This is a genomic window from Pseudomonas sp. OE 28.3 (assembly GCF_014268205.2).
In the GTDB taxonomy this organism is placed as follows: domain Bacteria; phylum Pseudomonadota; class Gammaproteobacteria; order Pseudomonadales; family Pseudomonadaceae; genus Aquipseudomonas; species Aquipseudomonas edaphica.
This window is the reverse complement of sequence record NZ_CP077082.1, coordinates 6,172,871-6,198,359: the sequence shown is the minus strand read 5'-3', so window position 1 is coordinate 6,198,359 and position 25,489 is coordinate 6,172,871. Positions and strand designations below refer to the sequence as shown.

Sequence of the window (25,489 nt, the reverse complement as noted above, 5' to 3'; positions counted from 1 at the left end):
CTGATCAACCGAGGTGCCCGCATCGCAGGCAAGCCAGCTCCCACAGAAGTCCATATTGGATTCGTGATGTGACCATTAAATACCTAATGGTCACTAACGGACCCTATGTGTCTCAAATGTTGTTCGGTTACACTCGAAGCCTGTAAAACCGATCCTATCGAATCACTTTTCCTGTTCTCACGAGGTTTGCCATGGCTGATTACAAAGCGCCGCTGCGTGATATGCGCTTCGTCCTCAACGAAGTTTTTGAGGTCGCCAACACCTGGGCCCAATTGCCGGCATTGGCAGACACCGTAGATGCCGAAACCGTTGAGGCAATCCTTGAAGAAGCCGGCAAGGTCACGGCCAAATCCATCGCGCCGCTCAGCCGTAATGGCGACGAGCAAGGTTGCCGTTGGGCGGACACTGCCGTCAGCACGCCGGATGGTTTCCCACAGGCTTATAAGACCTACGCCGAAGGTGGCTGGGTGGGCGTCGGCGGCGACCCGATCTTCGGCGGCATGGGCATGCCCAAGGCCGTCTCGGCGCAAGTTGAAGAGATGATCAACTCATCGAGCCTGGCGTTTGGCCTTTACCCGATGCTGACCTCCGGCGCCTGCGTCTCCATCAACACCCACGCCAGCGAAGCGCTCAAGGCTACCTACCTGCCGAAAATGTATTCGGGTGAGTGGGCAGGTTCCATGTGCCTGACGGAAGCGCACGCCGGGACTGACCTGGGCATTATCCGCACCAAGGCTGAGCCTCAGGCGGACGGGTCCTACACCATCAGTGGCACCAAGATCTTTATCACCGGCGGCGAGCATGACCTCACCGACAACATCATCCACCTGGTGCTGGCCAAACTGCCGGATGCACCGGCCGGGCCAAAGGGCATTTCGCTGTTTCTGGTGCCGAAGTTCATGGTCAATGCCGACGGCAGCCTGGGCGCGCGCAACCCGGTGAGTTGCGGCTCCATCGAACACAAGATGGGCATCCAGGCATCCGCGACCTGCGTGATGAACTTCGATGCAGCCGTGGGTTACCTGGTGGGCGAGCCGAACCGTGGGTTGGCGGCGATGTTCACCATGATGAACTACGAGCGTTTGGGTGTGGGTATCCAGGGCCTGGCGTCGGGTGAGCGCTCTTATCAAAACGCGATTGAATACGCGCGCGACCGTCTGCAAAGCCGCTCGCCGACCGGCGCCCAGGCCAAGGACAAAGTGGCCGACCCGATCATCGTGCACCCGGATGTGCGCCGCATGTTGCTGACCATGAAAGCCTCGAACGAAGGCGGTCGTGCGTTCTCCACCTATGTGGCCACGCAATTGGACATCGCCAAGTTCAGTGAAGATGCCGCCGCTCGCGAACGTGCAGACAACCTGGTGGCGCTGCTGACACCTGTTGCCAAGGCCTTCCTCAGCGACCTTGGCCTGGAAACCACCGTGCTCGGCCAGCAGATCTTTGGCGGCCACGGCTACATCCGCGAGTGGGGCCAGGAGCAGTTGGTGCGGGATGTGCGCATCACGCAGATCTACGAAGGCACCAACGGCATTCAAGCGCTGGACTTGATGGGGCGCAAGATCGTTGGCAGTGGCGGGGCGTTCTACACCTTGTTCGCTGACGAGATCCGCCAGTTCATCGCGGCTTCAGGCGCCGAGTTGAGCGAGTTCACCCAACCGCTCAGCGCTGCCGTGGATAACCTGGATGAGTTGACCGCCTGGGTGCTGGACCGCGCCAAGACCAACCCGAATGAAATCGGCGCGGCTTCGGTTGAGTACCTGCACGCCTTTGGCTACATGGCCTATGCCTATATGTGGGCGCGCATGGCCAAGGCCGCGCTGGGCAAAGAGGCTGAGGAAGACTTCTACGCCAGCAAGCTGGGTACCGCGCGCTTCTACTTTGCCCGCCTGCTGCCGCGCATTCATTCACTGAGTGCGTCGGTAAAAGCCGGTAGTGAATCATTGTTTTTGCTGGATGAAGCACTGTTCTAAGGGCTTGGAGGGCGTGTAAGCATTCTCTTACATGACGTGCTGCTATTCGTCCTCTATCGCCAAATTGGATCCACGGATAATCTACTTCACATGGACGTCGCGCAGGAAGCGCAAAGCAACAACACGGACACGTAGGATTCTGCCAGGATGGCGGAGTGAAATGGATGTCAGGGAAACAGTCTGCAAAGCCCCGCTTCGGCGGGGTTTTCTTTTGCCCGCGAAAAAGTCAGGCGCCTGCCTGTGGGGCATTCATTACGTCTTCGAGCAGGGTGCGCAATAACGCCACCGTCGCTTGTTGGCGCTGCACATCGCGGCACACCAACCCCACTTTCAGCGGCACCCTGGGTTCACTCAAGGGCTTCCACAGCAGTGCCTTGCTGTTGTGTTCATCCTGGGAGCGCCCCGGCAATACGGTGGCGAGCTGGGTATGAGGCAGGCTATCGAGAATCCCTGCCATCGTATTCAACTCCGCCTGCACTTGTGGCCGTCGTCCTAAATTGGATAACTGGCCTTGCCAGATCTGGCGCACCTGAAACTCTTCCCCCAACAGCAGCATCGGCAACTCCGCCGCCTGTTTCAGCGAGACTTTCTTGAATTCCCGCAATGGGTGGTCTTCGGGGATGACGACCTTCAGTTCATCTTCGTACAGCAACACGCCGGTTAACCCCGGCTGACGGGGAGGCAAGTAGCTGATGCCGATATCCAGCGAACCGTTGAGCAAACGCCGCTCAATTTCAATCCCGGTCAACTCATAGATCTGCACCACCAGATGCGGTTGGGCTTTGCGCACGCGCTCGAGCATCTGCGGGACCAGGCTGGTGTGCACGGTTTGCAGCACGCCAATGGCCAAGGTGCGCATCGCCTGGCCCTTGAAGTTGCGCAAGGCCTCGACGGCTTGCTGCATGCCGTCGATCAGCGGCAAGGCGTGGTTGTACAAGGTGTGTGCCGCCAGTGTCGGCAACAGGCGCTTGCTGCTGCGCTCGAACAGGCTGACATCCAGGTTCTGCTCCAGCTGGCGAATCTGTTGCGACAAGGCCGGTTGCGAGATCGACAAACGCTCGGCGGCACGGCCCACGTGGCCTTCCTCATACACCGCGACGAAATAACGCAGTTGCTTGAAATCCATAAGACTTACTTATCGAAAAAGCTGGAAAATCGAAATGGCCGATGGCCCCTCGGACGCCTAGTCTAGCGCCTATTCGCAGGGCTTACAGGGCCGGATCGGGCAATGAACAGCGTTTATGTTGATAGCATTTACATAGGCAAGGCAAAAAACCTCAAGGGTGTGTTTGTACGGGGCGTCGACCAAGGCCCGGTTGCTATTGGGGGTGAGCTGTGAATCTGTTTCGTCGCCCTGCGCCGAGCCTGGACGATTTGATCGTGAACGCGCGCCATGACGGCTTCAGTAAATCCCTGATGCCGACTGTGGCAAGGCCCGCGCAGGTGTTTGTGCGTGGCCAGGGCTCCTGGCTCTGGGACAGCGACGAGCGCGCCTATCTGGATTTCAGCCAGGGCAGCGCCGCCAACAGCCTCGGTCATAGCCCGCAGGTATTGATCAAAGCCCTGGCCGATCAGACTCATATGCTGATCAACCCTGGCAACGGCCTGCACAACCGCGCCCAACTGAACCTCGTCGATCGGCTGTGCGATCACACCGGCAGCGACCAGGGTTACCTGCTCAACAGCGGCTCGGAAGCCTGTGAAGCCGCGATCAAACTGGCGCGTAAATGGGGCCAGCTGTATCGCGGTGGTGCCTATCACATCATCAGCGCCAGCAGCGGTTGTCATGGTCGAAGCTTTGCGGCATTGGCAGCCTCGGCTAATGCTGGCGGCAACCGTTTTGAGCCGCAACTATCGGGCTTCAGCCATGTGCCCTTCAACGATTTGCCGGCGCTGCATGCAGCCGTCGATGCCCAAACAGTTGCCATCATGTTAGAGCCGATCCAGAGTGAAGCTGGCGTTATTCCTGCTACCGAGCACTATTTGAAGGGCGTCGAGCGCCTGTGCCGCGAACTGGGGATCCTGCTGATCCTCGATGAAGTGCAAACCGGCATTGGCCGTTGCGGCAGCCTGCTGGCTGAACAACAGTACGGCGTGCGTGCCGACATCATCACCCTCGGCAAAGGCTTGGGCGGCGGTGTGCCGTTGGCGGCGTTGCTGGCGCGCGGCAAGGCTTGTTGTTTCGAAGCGGGGGAACTGGAGGGTACGCATCACGGCAATGCATTGATGGCGTCTGCCGGTGTTGCCGTACTCGACACCGTGCTGGAAAGCGGTTTTCTTGAACAGGTACGCGAATCCGGCCTGTACCTGGGAGAAGGCCTTGCCCGGCTGGCCTATCGATACGGCCATGGGCAACTACGCGGCAACGGACTCCTGTGGGGCCTGACGCTGTCAGATGATTCTGCGGATGCGGTGGTAAAGGCTGCATTGCACGAACACTTGCTCCTGACCACGCCGAAACCCGACTGTTTGCGTTTTACTCCAGCCTTGAACATCAGCAAAAGCCACATCGACGAAATGCTCCTGCGCCTGGCGCGCGCGTTCTCCCGCGTGCGCACCGCCCAACTGCAATGTCGCAAGGGCATCGCCGTTTAACCTCTTATTCCTGAACCGTCTCGCGGCATACGCGGCGCCTCCAGCCTGATTCTTTTGGCTGGGGGCGTTTTTTTGTTCGTGAAATTTTTGGATTGAAAACGTTGATTGAGCATCCGTGAAAACAATGGCTTTATCAGTCAAAAAGATTTGATTTGGTTTCGGGCGATGGCAAAAACTTATGAAAGCTTAAACGACACACAAGTCCAGCAATTACTGGATTTAAGGGAGTTTGTGGAGATTCATCATGATCAAAAAATATGAAAGTGAAGCGCTGGAGTCGATTCATAAATCTGCCGTAGCACTTCATTCAATTGGAGCAATCAGCAAAACCACCCTCCGAGAATATGACGAAGCGTGCTTATCGGCCGTCCCTGAACAAATTCCGGCCGAGCAGATCAAGCAGCTGCGTGAAAGCAGTCATGTCAGTCAGCCCGTTTTCGCTCGCTACCTCAACACCAGCGCCTCCACCGTGAAAAAGTGGGAGTCCGGCGAAAAACAACCCAGCGGCATGGCGCTCAAGTTACTGAGCATCGTACAGAAACACGGCCTGGAGATTCTGGCCTGAAGATGGCCCAATGCCAGATCCCACTGAACCCTCACGAACGCCCAAGGTCGATTAGCTACACGGCTCACACGAGCCGATTTTTTGGAGCTTACCCATGGACATCATTCGTATCATCATCGCTATCCTGCTGCCGCCATTGGGTGTGTTCCTGCAAGTGGGTTTCGGCGGCGCGTTCTGGCTGAACATCCTGCTGACCCTGTGCGGTTACTTCCCCGGTATCATCCACGCGGTGTACATCATCGCCAAGCGCTGAGGCCGTCAGCCTTTTGCGATGAGCCGTGAATTGCGCTCGTTGCGAAAGGCCAACTGCTCGATGGTCTGGGTGGCATGCTCGGCTTCTTCCCGCGCCTTGAGGATGATGCCGTGCTGCTCGGACTTGCTGCACACCGGGTCGGCATTGCTCGCATCGCCCGTGAGCATGAACGCCTGGCAACGGCAGCCGCCGAAGTCCTTTTCCTTTTCATCGCATGAACGGCACGGCTCGGGCATCCAGTCGTAGCCGCGAAAGCGGTTGAAGCCAAACGAGTCGTACCAGATGTGCTGCATGCTGTGGTCGCGCACATTGGGAAATTGCACCGGCATCTGTCGGGCGCCGTGGCAAGGCAGGGCGGTGCCGTCCGGCGTCACTGTCAGAAAGATGCTGCCCCAGCCGTTCATGCAGGCTTTCGGGCGTTCCTCGTAGTAATCCGGTGTCACGAATATCAGCTTGCACGGGTGGCCTTCGGCTTCGAGCTTGGCGCGGTATTCGTTGGTGATGCGTTCGGCGCGTACCAGTTGTTCCTGGGTCGGCAGCAAGCCCACACGGTTGAGTTGCGCCCAGCCGTAGAACTGGCAGGTGGCAAGCTCGACGAAATCTGCCTCCAGTGCGATGCACAGCTCGATAATGCGGTCGATCTTGTCGATATTGTGCCGATGGGTAACGAAATTCAGCACCATCGGATAGCCGTGGGCCTTCACCGCGCGGGCCATTTCCAGCTTTTGCGCGAAGGCTTTTTTCGAGCCGGCGAGCAGGTTGTTCACCTGTTCATCGCTGGCCTGGAAGCTGATCTGGATGTGGTCCAGGCCCGCCTTCTTGAAGTCGCTGATCTTCTGCTCGGTGAGACCGATGCCCGAGGTGATCAGGTTAGTGTAGAAACCCAGCTTGCGCGCCTCGGCGATCAGTTCGGCAAGGTCCTGGCGCACCAGCGGTTCACCGCCGGAAAACCCCAGTTGCGCGGCGCCCATTTCCCGCGCTTCGCGAAACACCTTGATCCACTGCTCAGTGCTCAGCTCTTTACCCTGCTCGGCAAAATCCAGCGGGTTGGAGCAATACGGGCACTGCAACGGGCAGCGATAAGTCAGCTCGGCGAGCAGCCACAGTGGCAGGCCGATCGGTGGCTTTTCAGGCAAGTTCGATCCAGTGCTCAGCACGGGCGACCTCCATGAAATCCTCAATGTCTTTACCGAGTTCAGGCACGCCGGGGAATTGTTTATCCAGCTCGGCGATGATGGCGGCCACGTCGCGCTCGCCGTCGATCAGCCCGCCGATCAAGGCGGCGCTGTCGTTGAGCTTGATCATGCCTTCGGGGTAGAGCAACACGTGGCCTTTTTGCGCGGGCTCGTACTGGAAACGATAGCCCTGGCGCCAGGTTGGTGTTTTGCTGCGATCAAAGCTCATAGGGTGATCCCTTTATGCCAGACCCGCTGCTCGGTCACGCTGTGATACGGCGGGCGTTTGAGTTCGTAGGCCATGCTCATGGCATCCAGCATGCTCCACAGAATGTCGAGTTTGAACTGCAGGATTTCCAGCATGCGTTCCTGGCCTTCGCGAGTGGTGTAGTGCTGCAGCGTGATCGCCAAACCATGCTCTACGTCGCGACGGGCCTGGCCGAGGCGGGTGCGGAAATACTCATAACCGGCCGGGTCGATCCACGGATAGTGCTGCGGCCAGCTGTCGAGGCGCGACTGGTGGATCTGCGGCGCAAACAGTTCGGTCAGCGAGCTGCTGGCAGCTTCCTGCCAGCTGGCGCGGCGGGCAAAGTTGACGTAGGCATCCACCGCAAACCGTACGCCGGGCAGTACCAGCTCCTGGGAGCGCAACTGGTCGGGGTCGAGGCCGACGGCCTGGCCCAGGCGCAGCCAGGCTTCAATACCGCCGTCTTCACCGGGCGCGCCGTCGTGGTCGAGCAGACGCTGGATCCACTCACGGCGGATCTCGCGGTCCGGGCAGTTGGCCAGGATCGCGGCGTCTTTGAGCGGGATGTTCACCTGATAGTAGAAACGGTTGGCGACCCAGCCCTGAATCTGCTCGCGGGTGGCGCGGCCTTCATACATCGCCACGTGATACGGGTGATGGATATGGTAGAACGCGCCCTTGGCCCGCAGGGCTGCTTCGAATTCGGCGGTGGTCAACGGTGTGTCAGTCACTTCGTCTGCTCCTACAATTCAATGCTCATGCCGTCGTAAGCCACTTCGACATTGCGCCGCACCAGCTCGGCGCGCTCGGGGGAGTCTTCGTCGAGGATCGGGTTGGTGTTGTTGATGTGGATAAGCACCTTGCGCTGCTTGGGTAGCTGCTCCAGTACTTCGAGCATGCCGCCAGGGCCGTTCTGCGCCAGGTGGCCCATCTCGCGGCCGGTGCGGGTGCCGACGCCGCGGCGCTGCATTTCATCGTCGTCCCACATCGTGCCGTCCACCAGCAGGCAGTCGCTGCCCGCCATGATTTCCAGCAGCGGCGCGTCGACTTTGCCCAGGCCCGGCGCATAGAACAGCTTGCCGCCGGTGCGCAGGTCTTCGACGATCAGGCCGATGTTGTCGCCTGGGTGCGGGTCGAAGCGGTGCGGCGAGTAGGGCGGTGCAGCGCTGCGTAGTGGCAGCGGGGTGAAGCGCAAATTCGGGCAGGCCGGGATCGTGAAGCTGGCGTCCAGCTCGATACGGTTCCAAGCCAGGCCGCCGTTCCAGTGGGTCAACATGGTGAACAGCGGGAAACCGGTGCTGAGGTCTTCATGGACCATGTCGGTGCACCACACCTGATGCGGGCAACCTTCGCGCAAGCTCAACAGGCCGGTGGTGTGATCGATCTGGCTGTCCATCAGGATGATCGCGCTGATGCCGGTGTCGCGCAGCGCGCGGCCGGGTTGCATTGGCGCAAAGCCTTGCAGTTGCGCACGGATATCCGGCGAAGCATTGCACAGCACCCAGTTCACGCCATCGTCGGAGATCGCGATGGACGACTGGGTACGCGCCTGGGCGCGCAGGCTGCCGTCGCGAAAGCCTGCGCAGTTCACGCAGTTGCAGTTCCACTGCGGGAAGCCACCGCCGGCGGCGGAACCTAGAATCTGGACAAACATGATTGCTCCATCATGCAAAGCTCAAAACAAAAACGCCCCGGGCGAACCGAGGCGTTGTATTACTCAGCCAATCAACGGCTGGCGAAGTACATGGTGACTTCGAAACCGATACGCAGATCAGTGTAAGCGGGTTTGGACCAGGTCATATTCATACTCCTACCAAGGGATGGGACGTTCACTACCAAGTAATACATATAGTCCACCTCCTATTGGAGATGTTCAGATATTGCGTATGAATATTACGCAATTCTTTTCAAGTTAGCGCTGTCTTGACGGAAAAAGCCTGTTGCAGGGTTGGCAATGATCAGCCTGCCGGTTGCCAGGCGTCGTTGATGCGCGGGCCGTTGGCCACACAGCGCCAGCCGCCTGAGGCATCGTTGAGTTGCTGGGCGGCGCGCTGCAGATCCTCGCGTGTGCGGTTTTGTATCAACTGTTGTAGCAGGTCCAGGTAACCCGACGGATGGCCCGCCAAGTAAGCCTGCCACAGCAGTTCGGCGGCTTGGTTGAGCGGCAGTTGCTGGGCACTGAATTGCTGCGCCAGGGTCTGGTTGCCCAGGTATGGGCTGCTGTCGATTAACGACGGTAATTGCTTCAGAAAGGTCTGCAGGTGATCAATGATCCCGCTCAGTGAAACGCTGGGGGACTGCACACCAAACAGCAGCCCGGTTTGCCCGTTGACCTGTCGGATGCCGCTGAAGACCGCGTAGCCGATTTGCAGATCAGCCCGCAGGCGCTGGTAAAACGGCCCGTGCAGCAGATGCCCAAGCAGTCGCCAGGCGGCTTCGTCGGTCAAGGCTGGCGTCGGTGCTGGGCAAAACAGCAGTAAAGCGGCTTCATTGGAGTCTGTTTTTATCGTGTGCCAGAGCTTCCGGCCGTCGAGGGTTGGCGGTGTGTGTTCAATGCTTGCCGCCTGCCCAGGCAGCCGCGCTGCGGCGATTTTGATCGCGGCTTCACAAGCGGCCGGTAATCCAAAGCCGAGCCCATGCCATCGAGCCGTCGCCCATGAAGCTGGCCCGGAGTGAGTGTCGGTGCAGCAAACGGGCAGCGCCTTGAGCAACTCTCGGATGGCGATCATTGGTGTCGCGGCGGGTGCGGCGTCTTGTGGCAGGCTTAAGCTTTGTGCCAATACGTCCAGAACAGCCGGCATGGGCTGATGAAGACCGACCATTTTCACCAGGAAATCATTGCCGATCGTTTCGAAAGACAACTCAACTCCGGCCTGCCGGGCATTCTCGCGCAATGGCTGTAATGTATTTTCCAACCCCACGGGCGCGGCGTTATCAAACTGCCATTGCAGATACAGCGCGCCTTCATCGGTGTCATCCGCCAATGCCTGGCTGAATGTCAGCGCCGACACCTCACGACGGCCCCGGGAGCGGTCTTGCGCGAAGGTGCGCAAACCACGATGGGCGCTGGTCTGGCCACGGATCAGCCCGGCGCGTTGTTCTTTGGCCGGCGGAAGCAGGAATGGGTTGTTCGGCGGCAACTGCCAAGCCTGTCTGGCCGGTTTGAGGTGCAGTGAATCCAGCAGTTTTTTGAGTGCGACGACGCCCTGTTCCGACAGGTCTTCACTTTCGTTTCGCACCCATGCCAAGGCACTTTGGGTCTGTTGCTGGCGAGCGTTCAGCAAGGCGAACTCTTCGCGTAAAGGTGTCCAATCGCTGTGTGCGAAAAAGCTCAGCCAGTCGTGCAGCAACGCTTCGATTTGCGTAGCCGAATCGTCTTGAGTATCGAGGGTAAAGTCGATATCCAATACGGCTTGCCCGGCAAACGCATAAAGCACGGTCGCCTGTATGGCATTGGCCAGTTTTCGCGCTTTCAGCTCAGCCAGTAAACCACCCGGCGCCGTAGCATTGAGCCAGGTGCAGAGAAACGCCAGGGCTTGGCGAGGCGCGTCACAGGTGATGACATGGTGCAGGTGGTTATCGTCGATGTATTGAAAGCCCTGGGCGTGGCCGAGCATCAGCGCAGGCGGCGCAGCCTGTGGGTGCTGAGGGCCAGTGGCCAATTCGTCGCTGAAACGCTGGGCCAACGCTTGCAGTTCTTCCAATGGTTGCGGGCCGGCAAGGTGTAACGTCATCTGCCCGCTCTGATAGAACCTGGTATGGAATTCCTTCAATGCCTGCTGAAACGCCTCACGCTCAACCGGCAGGCTATCCCGATTACCGGCATGAAAACCGCGCAGCGGATGGTCCGCCGCCAAGCCTTCCAGCAGCGCAACCTGCTGCTGCGCCTTGGCATCCTGGGACCAGGCCACAAACTCCGCTTGCAGCACTTCGCGCTCACGCAGTTGGTCTTCAATCGTCAGGCGCGGATGGGTGAGCATATCCGCCAGCCGCTCCAGCCCATCGGCAAAGGTTGGCACCGGCAATTCAAAGAAAAAGTCCGTGGTGCGCTCGCGGGTGCTGGCGTTGACCTGCCCACCCTGGCGCTGCACGTAGGCCATCAAGCCTTCGCTTGTGGGAAAACGCGCAGTGCCGAGAAACAGCAAATGCTCAAGAAAATGCGCCAAGCCCGGCCACGCGAGTGGCACGTCATGGCTGCCGGCGGCCACGCGCAACATCGCGGCGCAACGCTTCAAGCGTGGCGCATGGCGCAAGGAAACCCGCAGGCCGTTGGCCAGGGTCAAGTCAAGGTGATGAGGGTGGGCCGGCGCAGGCATGGGCACTTCCGAAACGTAGAATGTGCCTATGCTAACAAACCGTCTGGCTCAGGGCTTGTGCAGCGCGCCGTACAGTTCCGGGCGACGGTCTTGCAGGTAATGATTGGCCGCGCGGGCATCCAGGATCGACTGGCGATCCAGCGTACCGACGATCAACGATTCATCCAGCCCCGCCTGGGCGATTCGCTGGCCATTGGGCGCAGCAATACTGCTTTGCCCGCAGTACTGAATCTCGCCTTCGTGCCCGCAGTAGTTGGCGTAGGCCACATAGCACTGGTTTTCAAAGGCCCGCGCCCGCACGGTCACGTCGGCAACAAAGTCGAACGGCACCATATTGGCCGTCGGCACCAGGATCACCTCGGCGCCGGCCAGGGCCAGGCGGCGGGTGTTTTCCGGGAACTCCAGGTCGTAGCAAATCAAAAACCCGAGCTTCCAGCCGTTAAGCTCCACCAGCGGGAAATCATCTTCCCCGGCGCTGAACATCGAGTGGTCCAGGTCGCCAAACAGATGAGTCTTGCGGTAGTTGCACAGGCGCTGGCCGTGGGCATCGATCAACTGCACGGCGTTGTAGATCTGCCCGTCCTCAGCCCGCTCCGGGTAACCGTAGAGAATGGCCAGTCCGGCGCTTTTGGCCAGCTCGGCAATCGCCTGAGCCGACGGCCCATCCTGGGCTTCGGCCAGCGCGCCCACCGCTTCGGCACCGATGTTGTAGCCGCTGAGGAACATCTCCGGCAGCACCAGCACGTCGGCACCGGTCGCCTCATGCGCCAATTGATGCAGGCGCTTGAGGTTGCCGGCCACATCCAGCGGCAGCGGTGGGCATTGGTACAGGGCGACACGCATGCTTAACTCCTTAATCGGCCAGGGCGATCGGGCCGATTTCGTCAAAGACATCACCTGGGCCCGGGTTTTCGGGGTGAGTGCTGCCGCCGAAGTGGGTCATGATGCCCCACACCGCATTCAGCGAGGTTTGCACCGCGCCCTCGACCCACGCAGGCGTCCAGGATACGTCGTCACCGGCGATAAAGATCCCACGCTGTTCGGCGGGCATGTCCTTCTGCATAAAGTGCGCATACATGCGCTGGTTGTAGCGATAGTGGCCGGGCAACGCGCCTTTGAAGGCGCCGAGGAAATGCGGGTCGGCTTCCCAGGACACGGTGATCGGGTCGCCGATGATGCGCGCCTTGATATCGACTTTCGGGTAGATCTTTTTCAGCGCGTCGAGGGCCAGTTTCACCCGCTTGTCGATGGGCTGCGGGAGCATTTTCAGCGCGTCGCTCATCCACGAATACGACAGGCAAATCACGCCTGGCTTGTCGTCACCGTTGTCGAACAGATAGGTGCCACGGGTAAGGCGATCGGTGAGGGTCATGCTCATCAGGTCGCGGCCGGTCTCCGGGTCCTTGTCTTTCCAGAACGGGCGGTCGACCATCACGAAGGTTTTCGACGACTGCATGTAGCGCGTGCGGTCCAGCGCCATCCACATTTTTTGCGAAAACAGGGTTTCGTCGCATTCGATCTGGGTGGTCAGCAGCCAGCTTTGACAGGTGGTCAACACGGCGGCGTATTCGCGGGTGTCACCGTAGTTGTCGGTGACCGCAAAGCGGCCATCGGCAGCGTGGGCAATGCGTTTTACCCCCGCCCGTGGCGCGCCGCGATGCAGCGAGCTGAGGCTGGTGCCGGCGGGCCAATGGGCGCAACGCTCCGGCACATGGCGCCATATGCCCATGGGCACTTGCGCTACGCCGCCAACCACCAGGTGTTGGTGATCGTCGCAGTTGGTCATCACCACGCGGAAGATTTCCAGCATCGAGTTGGGGAAATCCGAGTCCCAGCCGCCAGTGCCGAAACCCACCTGGCCAAACACTTCACGGTGCGCGAACGACAGTTTGGCGAACGCCTTGGACGTGGCGACGAAGTCATAGAAGGTGCGGTCGTCCCACAGCGGTACCAGCTTGTTCCACAGCGCCTTGAGGCGCGGTACGTCACGGTCGCGAATGGCTTGCTGGATATCACCGAACTGCGAGCCGGCCTCCAGCGCATCCGCCCAGGCATCGGCAACTTCCTGGAACAGCACCGGCAGGTCCGAGAGTTTTTGTGCGTAGTGGGTCTGGCCTTCGAGGTCGACCACGGTGCTGCCGGAAGCCGGTGTCAGCGGGTTAGGAAAAGGTTTGGTCTCCAGGCCCAGCTTGTCCACATAGTGGTAGAACGCGGTGGACGACACCGGAAAACGCATGCCGCCCAGCTCGGCGATGATGCCTTCGGCGCCTTCAAAGGCCTGGGAGCGCAAACGCCCGCCCATCTTCGAGGCCTCGTATACCACCGGCTTGAGGCCCAGCTTCATCAGCTCGTAAGCCGCCACCAGCCCTGCGATCCCGGCTCCCACAATCGCCACTTCCGCGCCATGGTTGGCCGCGGGAATACTGCCCAGGCCAGCCGGGTGTTCGATCCAGTCATCAAAGGCAAACGGAAAATCCGGGCCAAAGATGGTGATAGGTTTTTTACCGTCGGCGGGATGGCGATTGGTCTTGCTGATGGTGCTGGACGGAATGCTCATGGCTGACCTTACTGACGACTCGGCGGGATTCGGCCCGTTGAGTATAGGAAAAGATGGCAGCCAGTTTAGGGAGCGTAGCGTTCGTTATTAAGACGCAATGTGTCGTCGGATTGAATTGTTTTTAGTCAGAATGACGAAGTGGCTGGTCAAACTGGCTGACCACGGTCCAATTTGTTACTGAGGATGATCGACGTGGTGGTTTTTTCCACGCCCTCGACGCTGCCGATCTGGTCCAGCAACTGGTCCAGCTGTTCCGGCGAATCAGTGCGCAGCCAGGCCACGTAATCAAACTCGCCACTCACCGCACACAATTGCTGCACCTGCGCCATGGCGCTCAACCGGCGCAGCACTTCCTTGCCCGAGCGCGCTTGAACGGTGATGCCGACATACGCCTGCAAACCCCCGTCGACCACACGCTGCCCGAGGCGCACGCCATAACCGGTGATCACCTGGGTTTTCTCCAGGCGCGCCAGGCGCGAGGTCACCGTGGTGCGCGCAATGCCCAACTGCCGGGCAAGCATGGCCACGCTTTCGCGGGCGTTAATCTGCAAGGCGGCGATCAGTTGGCGATCGATTTCGTCGAGGGCGGGCAAGGGTGGGGCTCCGGTGTGTAGGGGCAGTGCGCGGATATATTACAGGCTTGTGTTGGCAAGGAGGTGAACGGTGCTGCGATGAGTGTGATTGGGAGTGGGCACAAAAACTGACAGAAGTTCGCTGGTTAAAAGGGCTAATACGTCGCCATCATCTCATCACACAGGTCTGCTTGAAGGCTGAGAAGACTTTTTCATAGGTGTGTCTTGTGTGTACAAAAAAACGCGCCGCTGCTCGGTGGTGTGTAATATACACACTGAAGGGTGGGCGATGAGAAGCAGAGAGGTGATCGAGCTTTTGGTTGAGGATGGATGGTTTGAGGTGGCGGTAAAGGGCAGCCATCACCAGTTCAAACACCCTGAGAAGCGAGGACGTGTAACCGTGCCTCATCCCAAGTCAGAGATTGCCAAGGGCACCTTGCACAGTATTTTTAAATCAGCAGGCCTCAACTGTAGAGCTTGACTGAGGAATTGGATGGGCTCGGTGGAGTTCGTTCAGAGGATGACCAATGAAATTCCCAGTGGTAGTACACAAAGACGCCGACTCGGACTACAGCGTGACCGTTCCGGACGTACCAGGCTGCTTCTCGGCAGGCGCTTCGTTTTCCGAGGCGTTGGATAATGTTCGGGAAGCGCTGGCGCTGCATCTCGAAGGGTTGGTCGCCGACGAAGAAAAGCTTCCTCAGGCCCAAGAGGTGGATGTTCATCTGGACAATCCGGATTACGCCGGTGGCGTATGGGCGATTGTCGACTTTGACCTGACTCCGTACTTGGGTAAGTCGGTGCGGTTCAACGCTTCTTTGCCGGAGCAGTTGTTGCACCGCATTGATGAGCGAGTGCAGAAGGATCATCGCTATGCATCGCGGTCAGGGTTTTTGGCGACGGCAGCGCTGCGTGAACTGGCCGTTTGAGTCGAATGCCAGACACGAAAAAGCCGCGCAATGCGCGGCTTTCTTGTTTGGTGGGCCCAGTAGGACTCGAACCTACGACCAAAGGATTATGAGTCCACATTATGGGCGTGTTTTTGCTGGGTACGGTCAATGTTCACAGTGGATAAGGCCTGATTAGAGGGGCGATGTTCACCAATATATCTACTTGGAATGGACACTTTTTGGACACTTTCAGCCGAGTGCTTCCAGAGTGGGGCGGTTTGGTCTCTCGACTGATATGGCCACCGGTGTTTGATGGCGCGGAGCTACTCTCCATTGGAGTAGCCTCCGTGCGTCGTCCTAAGACGGTTAAAAAATCGCGTCTTGTCATCGGAGGCCGTGTGATACGCGGTATTCCCCTTGTTGCTCTGGTGTCGTGCCTTCTGAGCTTTCAGCGTTCTAATTCTCCTAAACTTTCCCGACATTTCACATTCTGAAATTGGCCAACTGCGCCGACGGGCCACGGCAAATGTGCCCTGGAGCGCGCAAATCACAGCGTGAGAGTTTGCATAAAAAAATCATACGGAGTGCGTCGGCGGGAGGGGGAAAAGTGCTTTCTTCGCCTCATTTTTCTTTTGTGCTGATTTTTCATCGCTATGTTCGTTGAGCATTTCATCGGGTTGTACGGCCTGGGACCTAGGTCCTGATGTACTGTTTTTATGTACAGTATTTAGGCTCGGGTTTGGTTGCTCATGAATGATATTGAAGAAAGCGCATCGGCTAGTTCGTCCAGGGATGCTTGGCAGGCGCTACTGGCGGATCAGCAGGAACTGCTTAAGCATCCTGCTACTCATCACAAGGCTTTGATAACTGGTGCGCACGCGCTACACAGAGCTCGAATAATTGATAGTGATGATCTCAGTGATCTTCTTGAACAAGCTGATGGTGCCCTGGCTTACGCCGTTGAAGCGCTGCTGGATGAATGGCAAGGAGGTTGAAGCTGATGCATATGTTGATAACCCCGATGCGCCGCAAGGGCATTGCTTTGAGTCCGATCGAAAGGCGGAATTACAAGGCCATTCGAGGAGATGTGCGAGTAGCATCTGAGGTATCTACTGAGCTTGGGCGTAGTGCAAATGTTGCAACCGTGAGTTCAGGCTGGCCATTGGAGCCGTCACCGTTACCTCAACTACTAGACGCAACGCTGGCAGGAATGGCGCCAAACGGTTTTGTGTTGAGCGGTATTGAGTATGTGGAAGGCTGTGCTTACGCCCAGTCTTGGTGGTGTCGGGTGGAATAAATTCAGAGCTGGGGAGATGTGGCTCCCCAGGTCGATATCGTATGAGTTCTATCCAGCTGAAGAAGTTCGATGCAGCTTATGCCAGGCAATCCTGCGGATTAGCAGATTAGCGCCGTAACGAATTAACGTTTTAACGTTTTAACGTTTTAACGTTTTAACGTTTTAACGCTTTAACGCTTTAACGCTTTAACGCTTTAACGCTTTAACGCTTTAACGTTTTAACTACGTAACTACGTAACTACGTAACTACGTAGTTACGGTGCCCTGGTGTCCTGTCAAAAAAGTTTAAAAAATAGTGGTGTTTTTATCAGAAGTCGGTTGTAATTCTCTGGCAAGCAGGTGCTTGCACTGGCGCCCGTCGGATGTCGACGGGCATTTAAAACGCAAATGGGATTAGCTCATGAGCAAGTTGTTTGATTTTTATAGGAGTGCGCGGTTTGGTAGACGAGGAAAAGAAACAAAGTCAAGATGTTGAGCAGAAAATTCAATCGGCGCTTCTGAAACATCCGGAAGTAATTGTCGATTTTAAGAAGGGAACACCGTTTTTTCGCGTTCAACCAACCCGGCATAAGGATCCTGTCTTCTACAACAAAAACTCTGATAGTAGATATGGGGATTTGAATAAGGAGATCGGGGTTTGTTATGTGGCTGCCAACAGTGCAGTTGCTATTGCTGAGACGCTTCAGCATGGCGGTGAGGGGCCAGGCTCGCCTGTCTTGATGTCAGAGATTCAGGGGCTGTCGGTGCACGAGCTAGCTGCGGATAGGGATCTCCGCTTGGTAGACGTTGCGAGGATGAGCGCATATGTAGGGGGCCACAAGCTCAGGCATCTTGTCGAGGCGAAGGGTCAGGGTAGTGAAGGGTATTTACTTACCCAGACTGTAAGTGCCGCATGCATGAGGTATAGCAAGGAAATCGATGGTTTCCTCTATACCTCCACGGTATTCCCTGCAGCCTCAAATGACGGTTGCAACGTCGTGTTGTTTGAGGGGAGAAAAAAACAGTTAGTACCAGTAAGCTCCAAACCTTTGACAGAGGTCGAGCTTGCGAACGGTCAGACAGCGATTGAATTCTTAGCGGATTTAGACGTGATCGTAGAGTGAAGAGTTGAGCTTCCTTACGGGAAGCTCAGCTTTACTTGCCCATTTCCAAACGGTTCTTGAAGTCTCGCACAATTATCTGGAATGCAGGGTCGATGTCCAGAAGCTTGTAGCGAGGCTGCACGTTTTCGGGCTCGCCAGGATTGGAATAATCCATAGTGTTGGCCAGAAAAACAATCAGAAGATTTACCTTTGGCTCATCTTCTGGGTCAATCTCCAGCGCCTTAAGCAGCTTGGTTATTGAAGTGGTAGCTTTATTGTTCTCGAACTGAAAGTCAGGGTAATACTTGCGTCGATTATTGGTGTAAGCAATGAGTTGTCCTGATTTAGTTTTCTTGCTCAACGCCTGCTTTGATATTCCAAGTATCTGGCATGCATCGCCCGCATCTAGAAGATCGTACGACGATTTAACCGCCTCAAATGCTTTCGACTTCATCTGAGCGAAGGCAATTTCATTACGAGCTTTGATGCTTAACGGCTTCTCACTGCTTTTGCTTGTCTTTTTAATAATGACAGCTAAAGCCTTGTCGTCATCGAGATTCGCAGCATTGATAACCTCGGATTCGGATACTTTGTTCATCCGGGCTATGAATTTTTGCACGAGCGAGGCTTTAGCTTCGTCAAGTGACTTGACGGCGCTTTGGGATCTCTCAATCGTTGCGGTGTTCATAGGTTCTCCTTTCGTTGCTCGTATTTGAGCAAGTGACCAAAGCGTACGCCTCGGTTGACGCGCGTGTCAACCTGTCAACCTGTCCACTCGTCAACAAAATGTTGCTTCCGTTCTCCCGTGTAGGCATAAGTGGGCAATGCAGCTCGTTACCGTCGTTCTCACAGATTTTTGGAGTTTTCGTATGGCCATGCCTTCAACCCCTACCTATATAGCTCGCCTTGGCGAGCTTCGGCACAAATCTCCGCGTGTCGCAAAACTAACTGCCAGGATTGCTGCGGCCATGAAGCCTGAGCGGCAGTTACTTGAGTCCGAGGACCTGGAGCGAGTGCTATTTGATCACGCAAATGCCATCGCTCATCAGATCCCGTCTTGCACCATCCGCTTGAGCGTTTGGCTCAACCGTTTGGCCAGGGATGAAGTCAAGGTTCTGGAGCACCGGGACGTTGCAATCTTTGTCAACGAAGCGGCTACCTTAGGTGGGGCATCCGGCATGCTGACGGGGTGAATCCTGCGAAACTTAGGTCGTTAGGCTGATTGTCTACATGGAAGGATGATGGCGCTTGGCATGATGCCCGTAAGCGACAGCGATAAACTCTAACCTGGCGGTAGATAACTTCTTCGAAATTCGCCTAAGGTTCACGATTTGTTAGGATTTAGCATCTAATTGTGAGTCGGCGTGACGCTTCGTGATTTGCTAAATTTCCACCTTGGTACTTTTGCCAGTTTCGCGTCCGCGAAACTGGTGAGCGTAGGGCTCAACGTTTGCTATCGTGCCAGCGCCTTACAAAACTGCTTTAAAGCAAGGCTGCTGAAAGATTCTGCATGCGAAATCTTTGCCGCCCATCAATAAGGTGTTTGGCTACCCCAATTGGGGTTCGAGAGCTGATCGAAAAAACTGTGCAAATTTAGCGGCTAAAATTCGGCAAAAAAAAACCGCCTTAGGAGGGCGGTTTTTTCGTCGCGAATTCGGTAGGTCCGATTTCGCCTTCTCGCTGGGAGTCTTCAACGGGGCTGAGTCTATAAGAGAGTAAATAACGGCGCCACTACGATATTCGTTAAATCGAATGCAAACGACGAACGAAAGCGGCTTGGGCAAACCGCATATGAATGCCACCGAACGTATTCGGCATTCCAAAACGATAAATCCATTCTGTTTACGAGTGTTGTCGTTTGCCGGAAAGTGCCGTGAAATCAGCGTATTTACGCCGAAAAAGCCGTAAATATTACCGTTTTCGGTAAACTTTGAATATTATTTGTTCGCGCTTGTCAATGGCTATTTCGCCAATGCAAAAATAAACTTCAAAAAATGCTCTTAGTCCTTTTTAGACCGTGCTTCGGCGGTTAACATCCGGGCCATCATAAGGATTTATCCTATGAGGGCCCCTCGCACACGGTGTAGGAACCGTGCCGGAAGCGCATCAAGCTAGGGCCTGAAAATACCTTGCCTCGTTGGGAGTCTTCAACAATTCCCTAAAATGCACGTGTTCCGGTAAGCGCATTGAGGCAAGTACAAACTTGGAGGCTTCATGCCCCGATTTTGGCAGCTTCTATGGGCTCTCGTATTGAACGTGTTTCGCGCTCACAGCGTGTACCGTTTTATTCGAGATTGTTTAGACGACGTTTCCTAAATAGTGCTGCAAACAACGCCTCAGCCTTTGCTGGGGCGTTTTTTTTCGTCGAATTTAACCTGTACCCCCCATCAACCCCCGCCCAACCCACTCCGCCACCTGCGTAACAACGGCATTTCCGGCACCTAAAGCCTCCGCAAGGTTGGCCGCATCCAGTCCGAGGCAAAGCCCATCATTTTCAGCCTCTCGCTGCCGCTCAACCATCTGATCCCATCCGTGCGGATGAGCGACGAGAGTGGTACAGCCCATAGCGATCTGAGACCCGGCTTTGTTTGCCAATAAAGTATTGGCAGCCCAGGCATCCGCGGGCCGTGGCCAGTGCTGCGATTGAGACGCTGGAGATATTGCGTCCACTGGCGCGGCGTCAGCCAGGAGCTGGATGGGGGGCATGCGTCGATAACCGGCGACCAGGAATACGCGACGACGTTGCTGGGGGACTCCGAAATATTGAGCATTAAGCACTCGCCAAAATCCCACATACCCGCAGTCCGCAAGGGCCCGGATGACAGTCTCAAAGTCGCGGCTATCGTTGACAGCGAGCAGGTTAACGACGTTCTCAAGGACCACCCAGCGAGGTTGTGTTTCTTTGAGGATTCGTATGACTTCCCAAAACAATCCGCTGCGCTCGCCTTGCAGGCCTCGGGTGGCGCGATTGGTTTCTCGGCATCCGGCGATGCTGATGTCCTGGCAGGGGAACCCGGCGGTGATGACATCGACGGCAGACAAGTTGTGAGCGCCGCATTCGCGCACGTCTTCAAATTGGCGTGCATGGGGAAATCGATCGGCAAGCACAGCCCGGTTGATGGGGTTGAGCTCGACTTGCCAGGCGGTGCGGTATCCAGCGTTTTCAAATCCGACATCAAAGCCTCCGATGCCTGCGAACAGGCTGCCAATGGTGGGTTGCTGCATTCATTTACTCGGTGATGGTTTTCAATTGGGTGGCCAACGCCATGGCTGACGCGGCGTGGGTGGTGAATTCAACGGCGTTATCGGGCGGGGGCGTGGGGCCGTGTTTGTGGGCGGCGATGCCGGTGTTCATCTGTTCCAGCAGCTCAATCACGTCACACAGCACATGCAGCACGTTGACGCCTTCAGACCCTAGCCACGTTTTGCCGGCGACCAAGCGTTGCCCAATCGCGGCCACGCTTTCGCGCATGCCCTGGATCTGCTCCCGCATGTCGCCACCTACGGTCGCGTTGTGTGTTTGCCCCACCACCAGGTTCAAGTCTCGGCCTGTGGCCAGATGCAGATCATCGACGGCCGCCAAGCTGGCCGATCCGCCTGACAGCAGTTTCAACGCCCCCAACGCCTCGACGGTCTTTATCCCGCCCACCGACTCCGTGCTGTGGTCGTCGACTTCTACGGTGCTGACCTGATACCGCTCGGCGTTATCCAGCGCCTGCACCTGTCGCTCGCTCGCCTGATCCACAATTCGGGCATCGGTCACCCTCAACCAATTGCCCTCGGCATCCGCCCGTTGTTGCACGGCTTCACTGTGCTGCCACAACAGATCACCCTTCGGCACCCGTGGCAGGCTCAATCCGTGGGGCAGGATCTGCACAATAAATGGCTTGTTCGGCAGCCCATACGCAAAGCTGACCACCACTACGGCGCCTTCCTCGGGGAACGCATAAAACCCCATCTCGCTACCGCCGCCGGGAACAGGCAGCGCTACGCCCAGCAAGTGAGGCAACGAGGAATCAGGCTCACCGTCAGCACCCAGCACCTCCAGATCGACGGCATAGCGTGGACGGAAGTCGTCGCACAGCCCGGCGCTCAAAGGCGGATCGGCCACCGCCAGCACACGCGCAAAGCGCGGCAGATGGTAGGCGCCGGCCAGCTCCGGAAAGCGCCGTTCGACGATTCGGGTTACGGCTTCTTCCACTTGAGCACCATTTGCGTACCGGTAAGCGTCACAGCGGTGATGCGCTGCCCTTGGTTGATCATCGCGCCAGGTCGTAAGCCAGGCAGGGCGGCTATTTGGGCACTGTGGTTGCCTTGGTAGTTGTCGAACAGCTCGACCGGCAGCTGCAGCGCGGGCCGGGCGCCCCAGTAGCTGTCTGCCCAACTGCCGGCGTACACCTCGCCGTCACCTTGTTGGTGCCAGATAAAGTCTGGAATGTTGAACACGCGGGCCAAGCTATCCATAGCCTGGATACCATTGCCCAGGGAGTAGAAGCAGGGCACCCGGACTTTGGCGTAAGGCCCGTTTGGCACGCGAAAGCGCAGGCCGGTGAGGCGGCTGATCTCAATCAGCACAGCGGTTAAATCGACATGACGCAATGCCATGGGCAACGGATAGTCGAGAACGGCAGCCACCTCTCGGCAGAACAACACCTGTTCCTGGCTGTTAGCCGTGGTGCAACGCTCGACATAGCCGACAAAGTGCCTATGCAGAGGTTTGTCGTTGTAGCCCAGATCCAGTGTCACCAGCCCGCGTTGGGGCGTAGGGGATTTAATGGTTAAGCTCGCGCGGCCAGGCGTTCGCAGCTCCAGTCGCACATCGTGCTGTACCAGGTCAAAAGGCTGGCCGTTGATGTCTACCACTATATGGGCCTTCAAACCGCTGGCCCCACGTAGTCATCCACGCGCTTCAAGATGCGCTCAAAGCCATTGAGCTCGGGTGCATCGGGTTCAGTGGACGGCGCCGACACACTCTCCCCGGTTCCACCTTGTTGTTGCACGTCACTTGCCGGGCGGCGTGTCTCTACCCGCTCTGGGTTCGACAGCTTTTCAGTCAACGTAAATTGCACCCGCCAAGCCGACAGGCTGTCGTCTTCTCGTGCGGTGAGGGTGTCGCTGAATATCACCTGACGCACGCCGAAGGCCTCGGCCGTGTTGTTGACCACGCGATAGGTCTTGAGCTGCCCGCCGGCCACCGTGGCTTCCGCCAGGCGCATGATGTCCACCAGGTGGAGCTGATCGCGATAGGGGATCAACAATGAAACCGTCAATGCCTTGGGTTTGAAGCCCTTGTGCGCGCTGTCGGTATTGCTGGTCTGGCCCGACAGATCGTCACTTTCAATACGCAGATTGGCCGTAACCTTCAGTGTTTTGCCCCGCACCCTCTGACCATCGAGCAGCAATGTCATAGGCCTACCAGTTCCTGTACAAAGCTCAAACTCTCTTTCGACCCGACCAGCAACAACCCGGCACACAGCACCCATTCATGTCCCGGCGCAGACCCCGACAGCAACAACCGGCGCAGTTCGCCACCGTCCCCGGGGCCGACCAGGCGCGTGACCATGGCCGCATCCGGGCTCGGGTTGGCCAACTTGTCCTGCACCGCTTTCAATTGCTGGTTGCGGGCGTCAGCCTGAGCAAGTTTGCGCCCGGCCAACGCTGACAAGTCCGCCAATGGCGAGCTATCGGCCATATAGCTCTCGAGCGCGGACAGTTGGCCTGACAGCGACCGCTTGGCTGCTCTAGTTACGGTGCATCGCTCCAGCGGCAACGTGCCCCAGCCGGGAAGCGGCGCAGCGCTCGGCAACTCCCACTTTTCATTCTCCAGTCGTGAAAGCTGTCGGGCACGGTTCTCCGAGCGCAGCAGCGCGGGGATCGGCATTAGCGCATTGAAGCGCGACAGCGCGTTTGCCAACTGGTCGTAGCGCGTGGACAAGAACATCACCGCCAACGCAAACCCACTGGCGCCGTCCAGCAGCTTGTCGGCCATCAGTTGCACCAGGTTAGGGGCAGACAAGTACCGCTGATACCCACGGCCCTGGCCGCTCTCAAACGGTGTCACCACAAGGCACGCGGGCGCCTGGCCCATCTGCCCAGCCATGGCCGCGCGTCCGGCTGCGACGGCGGCTTTTGCAATCGGGCCCACAGGGCCGGGGCTGGTCGTCGCCAGCCCATCCAAACCGGCCAGGCGCTTGGCTGTCGCCAACGCTTCAGAACCGGCCAGGTTTTTTGCAGGCTCCAAATCATCCAGCCACTGTGTTGCCTGCGCAGGCCATCGCATGGCCACGGGTGTCCAGGTCATACCAAGCCTCAATACTTGATGCAAAACAGCAGGGCCATGTTGATAGGCCTGGCTTCGGTACCGCCCGAGGTTGCGACGGTGATGCCGTGGGTGTGGGCGGCTTGTGCGCCAATCGATGCCGCATGGGTGTGGTTGCCGGCCGCTCCAACAGCGATGGTGTGAACATGCGAGCCCGCCGACTCGGTGTACGCCAGGGAGTTGCCCGCATTGGCGGGGCTCACATAGGGGCCCGCAGTGTTATTGCCCGCAACCGCCTTCAGAAGGCCATGCTGGTGAGCCCCGGCCGCTTCGCTTGAAGCCGTGTGCAGGTGCTCACCATTTTCGCCAATCGCGACTGGGTGGCTGTGTTCGCCCGACTTGTCGGCAGTGGCCCTGTGAGCGTGCGCGGCGTTCTGGCCTTGTTGCACGCTGCCCAATGCCCGTTGTGGATCAGTCTCGGCGTCGTCACTCCAGGCGCGAGGGAACAGGCCGCGCATGTCCGGCAGGGTAAAGGTAGTTGCACCGTCACCTGCGCCGTAATCGGTGCCGATTACCGCGAAGAGTTTGGCAAACGCTTTGCGGGACACAGCCTCGCCGTTGCATTTGAGCCAACCGGTCGGCGCCGTGCTCATGGCAAAGCTCGCCACCATACCCACCAGCGGATCGACGATTTGCTGGTTCAGCTTATTCAGCGCCTTGGTCGTCGCCAGGATGTCGCTGCTGTCGCTGGCTGGATCATCGCTTTTGGCGTTGGGCAGTTGATCCAGGCCCACGTCTTTCTTGGTCGTGGCCCGTGCGCGCAGACCTTCATAGTCACCACTGCGCGCAGCGAAGTGCTGCACCAATGCCCCTCTGATCGGTTCAACAGCCCGAAGGTCCGTGACTGTCGAGGAGTCTGGTAGGCGCGCCAGAGGAATCAGGTAGTGCGCAATACCCGCAGGGTCTTGAAAGTCGGAAAGGGTTTCTCCCCAAGCGACGGACCACTGCACGGCAACGCTATTTTCATGGCGCACCAAAGCAACGTCCAAATAGGCATTGTTCGGATACTTGGGAGGTATCACCGGCCGGGTTTCGCCCAGCTCGATGCGTAAACCTTCCACAAGCGCCAAACCGGGCATGAGCTGATAACCATCCTCGACACTCACCAACTGCAAGCCTGCTCCCAAAAAGCACGCCCGCCCAAACACGTCCCGGTTCGACAGTCGTTCGCGCTCATCGATGTCTCGCAGGCGCACGGTGAAGTCGTGCTGCCAGGTGCTGGCGTCGATGGTCACACCGGTCAGTGCCTGTGCCCCGTCAAACATCAGCAGCATGTTGCGGGTAACGTTGTTGCCGATTTGGTGCGGCGGGATGTTCCGGCGCTTTTGCTGCAACGGTACATACGCGACCGACAACAGCACCTCGTCGGCGGCCTCCAGGCCGATCCAGTTCCAATCAAAGTCGCCGATGTCACTGCCCATCATCAGGCTGTACACCACCTGATTGGGGTTCACGAAGCCTTTCTGGGTAAAGGTCTGGGTATGTACGATTTGTTCGGGTGGCGGTTTTGGAGCGTCTCGATCTACCGGTTGTTCAGGGTCCAGATCAGGCACCAGGGCCAGCACAAACCGGGTTACCAGCAACGATTCATCGGCGGCCTGTTTCTGGGCAATCAGCCGTTCGCCGGCTTTTGTAATACGTGCGGGCATGC

The 25,489-nt window shown here is 57.7% G+C and carries 28 protein-coding genes; 11 read left to right on the top strand and 17 right to left on the bottom strand.

Annotation, left to right across the window (positions count from 1 at the left end; translation table 11 throughout):
• Positions 1–191: 191 nt before the first annotated feature.
• Entirely contained in the window at positions 192–1,970 is a 1,779-nt protein-coding gene (locus HU759_RS27985; protein WP_169987495.1) for an acyl-CoA dehydrogenase C-terminal domain-containing protein, read from the top strand.
• A gap of 226 nt (positions 1,971–2,196) precedes the next feature.
• Here the strand turns inward: HU759_RS27985 and HU759_RS27980 are convergent, their stop codons facing one another.
• Entirely contained in the window at positions 2,197–3,096 is a 900-nt protein-coding gene (locus HU759_RS27980) for a LysR family transcriptional regulator (RefSeq protein WP_017138036.1), read from the bottom strand.
• Positions 3,097–3,305: 209 nt separating this feature from the next.
• On the opposite strand from HU759_RS27980, the gene HU759_RS27975 reads away from it, so the two are divergent.
• The 4 genes from HU759_RS27975 to HU759_RS27960 all read left to right on the top strand — a co-directional run bounded on the left by HU759_RS27975 (position 3,306) and on the right by HU759_RS27960 (position 5,383).
• On the top strand, positions 3,306–4,565 hold the full coding sequence (locus HU759_RS27975) for an aminotransferase class III-fold pyridoxal phosphate-dependent enzyme (protein WP_170036900.1): 1,260 nt from the start codon (positions 3,306–3,308) through the stop codon (positions 4,563–4,565).
• A gap of 105 nt (positions 4,566–4,670) precedes the next feature.
• Positions 4,671–4,826 (top strand): hypothetical protein, encoded by a 156-nt coding sequence (locus HU759_RS27970; RefSeq protein WP_157786506.1) that lies wholly within the window; start codon positions 4,671–4,673, stop codon positions 4,824–4,826.
• Positions 4,810–5,130, top strand: coding sequence for a DNA-binding transcriptional regulator (locus HU759_RS27965; RefSeq protein ID WP_017138039.1), 321 nt, complete (start codon positions 4,810–4,812; stop codon positions 5,128–5,130). The genes HU759_RS27970 and HU759_RS27965 overlap by 17 nt, the downstream gene beginning before the upstream one ends.
• Before the next feature lie 94 nt (positions 5,131–5,224).
• The gene (locus HU759_RS27960; RefSeq protein ID WP_003194776.1) at positions 5,225–5,383 is read left to right on the top strand and encodes a YqaE/Pmp3 family membrane protein; all 159 of its coding nucleotides are present in this window, start codon (positions 5,225–5,227) and stop codon (positions 5,381–5,383) included.
• A 5-nt stretch (positions 5,384–5,388) separates the two neighbouring features.
• Here HU759_RS27960 and pqqE read toward each other — a convergent pair whose 3' ends face one another.
• The 9 genes from pqqE to HU759_RS27915 all read right to left on the bottom strand — a co-directional run bounded on the left by pqqE (position 5,389) and on the right by HU759_RS27915 (position 14,271).
• Positions 5,389–6,540 (bottom strand): pyrroloquinoline quinone biosynthesis protein PqqE, encoded by a 1,152-nt coding sequence (pqqE, locus tag HU759_RS27955; RefSeq protein ID WP_026013776.1) that lies wholly within the window; start codon positions 6,538–6,540, stop codon positions 5,389–5,391.
• Positions 6,512–6,787, bottom strand: a complete 276-nt coding sequence (gene pqqD / locus HU759_RS27950) for a pyrroloquinoline quinone biosynthesis peptide chaperone PqqD (RefSeq protein WP_099550412.1) — start codon at positions 6,785–6,787, stop codon at positions 6,512–6,514. The genes pqqE and pqqD overlap by 29 nt, the downstream gene beginning before the upstream one ends.
• Positions 6,784–7,536, bottom strand: a complete 753-nt coding sequence (gene pqqC / locus HU759_RS27945) for a pyrroloquinoline-quinone synthase PqqC (protein ID WP_017138042.1) — start codon at positions 7,534–7,536, stop codon at positions 6,784–6,786. The genes pqqD and pqqC overlap by 4 nt, the downstream gene beginning before the upstream one ends.
• An 11-nt stretch (positions 7,537–7,547) precedes the next feature.
• Positions 7,548–8,459 (bottom strand): pyrroloquinoline quinone biosynthesis protein PqqB, encoded by a 912-nt coding sequence (gene pqqB, locus HU759_RS27940; protein WP_010207003.1) that lies wholly within the window; start codon positions 8,457–8,459, stop codon positions 7,548–7,550.
• A gap of 71 nt (positions 8,460–8,530) precedes the next feature.
• On the bottom strand, positions 8,531–8,605 hold the full coding sequence (gene pqqA / locus HU759_RS27935) for a pyrroloquinoline quinone precursor peptide PqqA (protein ID WP_003194766.1): 75 nt from the start codon (positions 8,603–8,605) through the stop codon (positions 8,531–8,533).
• 158 nt (positions 8,606–8,763) lie between these two features.
• Positions 8,764–11,121 (bottom strand): pyrroloquinoline quinone biosynthesis protein PqqF, encoded by a 2,358-nt coding sequence (gene pqqF / locus HU759_RS27930; protein WP_170036901.1) that lies wholly within the window; start codon positions 11,119–11,121, stop codon positions 8,764–8,766.
• 48 nt (positions 11,122–11,169) lie between these two features.
• Positions 11,170–11,964, bottom strand: a complete 795-nt coding sequence (locus HU759_RS27925; protein ID WP_017138045.1) for a carbon-nitrogen hydrolase family protein — start codon at positions 11,962–11,964, stop codon at positions 11,170–11,172.
• A gap of 10 nt (positions 11,965–11,974) precedes the next feature.
• Positions 11,975–13,657 carry an NAD(P)/FAD-dependent oxidoreductase gene (locus tag HU759_RS27920; RefSeq protein WP_065929487.1) on the bottom strand — a complete coding sequence of 561 codons (1,683 nt, stop codon included), beginning with the start codon at positions 13,655–13,657 and terminating at the stop codon, positions 11,975–11,977.
• Between the two features lie 167 nt (positions 13,658–13,824).
• The gene (locus tag HU759_RS27915) at positions 13,825–14,271 is read right to left on the bottom strand and encodes an Lrp/AsnC family transcriptional regulator (RefSeq protein ID WP_058420501.1); all 447 of its coding nucleotides are present in this window, start codon (positions 14,269–14,271) and stop codon (positions 13,825–13,827) included.
• A 268-nt stretch (positions 14,272–14,539) separates the two neighbouring features.
• Here HU759_RS27915 and HU759_RS27910 point away from each other — a divergent pair, with 268 nt between their 5' ends.
• The 5 genes from HU759_RS27910 (at position 14,540) to HU759_RS27895 (ending at position 17,540) form a co-directional block, all read left to right on the top strand.
• Positions 14,540–14,731, top strand: coding sequence for a type II toxin-antitoxin system HicA family toxin (locus tag HU759_RS27910; protein ID WP_170037068.1), 192 nt, complete (start codon positions 14,540–14,542; stop codon positions 14,729–14,731).
• Positions 14,732–14,777: 46 nt separating this feature from the next.
• On the top strand, positions 14,778–15,179 hold the full coding sequence (locus HU759_RS27905; RefSeq protein WP_099550415.1) for a type II toxin-antitoxin system HicB family antitoxin: 402 nt from the start codon (positions 14,778–14,780) through the stop codon (positions 15,177–15,179).
• A 710-nt stretch (positions 15,180–15,889) separates the two neighbouring features.
• Positions 15,890–16,135 carry a hypothetical protein gene (locus HU759_RS27900; RefSeq protein WP_170036902.1) on the top strand — a complete coding sequence of 82 codons (246 nt, stop codon included), beginning with the start codon at positions 15,890–15,892 and terminating at the stop codon, positions 16,133–16,135.
• A 5-nt stretch (positions 16,136–16,140) separates the two neighbouring features.
• Positions 16,141–16,437, top strand: a complete 297-nt coding sequence (locus tag HU759_RS29950; RefSeq protein ID WP_225933014.1) for a hypothetical protein — start codon at positions 16,141–16,143, stop codon at positions 16,435–16,437.
• 437 nt (positions 16,438–16,874) lie between these two features.
• Entirely contained in the window at positions 16,875–17,540 is a 666-nt protein-coding gene (locus HU759_RS27895) for an RES family NAD+ phosphorylase (RefSeq protein WP_170036903.1), read from the top strand.
• Positions 17,541–17,571: 31 nt separating this feature from the next.
• Here HU759_RS27895 and HU759_RS27890 read toward each other — a convergent pair whose 3' ends face one another.
• The gene (locus HU759_RS27890; protein WP_170036905.1) at positions 17,572–18,207 is read right to left on the bottom strand and encodes a helix-turn-helix domain-containing protein; all 636 of its coding nucleotides are present in this window, start codon (positions 18,205–18,207) and stop codon (positions 17,572–17,574) included.
• A gap of 181 nt (positions 18,208–18,388) precedes the next feature.
• Here HU759_RS27890 and HU759_RS27885 point away from each other — a divergent pair, with 181 nt between their 5' ends.
• A complete protein-coding gene (locus HU759_RS27885) occupies positions 18,389–18,712 on the top strand; it encodes a hypothetical protein (RefSeq protein WP_170036908.1) in 324 nt (107 codons plus the stop codon).
• A 1,177-nt stretch (positions 18,713–19,889) separates the two neighbouring features.
• Here HU759_RS27885 and HU759_RS27880 read toward each other — a convergent pair.
• From HU759_RS27880 to HU759_RS27855, 6 genes are read right to left on the bottom strand one after another with little or no spacing between them, the layout of a single operon-like run.
• A complete protein-coding gene (locus tag HU759_RS27880) occupies positions 19,890–20,744 on the bottom strand; it encodes a DNA cytosine methyltransferase (protein ID WP_170036910.1) in 855 nt (284 codons plus the stop codon).
• 4 nt (positions 20,745–20,748) lie between these two features.
• Positions 20,749–21,720 carry a hypothetical protein gene (locus HU759_RS27875; protein WP_170036912.1) on the bottom strand — a complete coding sequence of 324 codons (972 nt, stop codon included), beginning with the start codon at positions 21,718–21,720 and terminating at the stop codon, positions 20,749–20,751.
• Positions 21,705–22,397: a hypothetical protein gene (locus tag HU759_RS27870; protein ID WP_170036914.1), complete on the bottom strand. Its 693-nt coding sequence runs from the start codon at positions 22,395–22,397 to the stop codon at positions 21,705–21,707. Before HU759_RS27870 ends, HU759_RS27875 begins: the two co-directional genes overlap by 16 nt.
• On the bottom strand, positions 22,394–22,927 hold the full coding sequence (locus HU759_RS27865) for a DNA-binding protein (protein ID WP_170036916.1): 534 nt from the start codon (positions 22,925–22,927) through the stop codon (positions 22,394–22,396). The genes HU759_RS27870 and HU759_RS27865 overlap by 4 nt, the downstream gene beginning before the upstream one ends.
• A complete protein-coding gene (locus HU759_RS27860) occupies positions 22,924–23,820 on the bottom strand; it encodes a hypothetical protein (protein WP_170036918.1) in 897 nt (298 codons plus the stop codon). Before HU759_RS27860 ends, HU759_RS27865 begins: the two co-directional genes overlap by 4 nt.
• 8 nt (positions 23,821–23,828) lie before the next feature.
• Positions 23,829–25,487, bottom strand: coding sequence for a phage tail protein (locus tag HU759_RS27855; RefSeq protein ID WP_170036920.1), 1,659 nt, complete (start codon positions 25,485–25,487; stop codon positions 23,829–23,831).
• Positions 25,488–25,489: the final 2 nt, after the last annotated feature.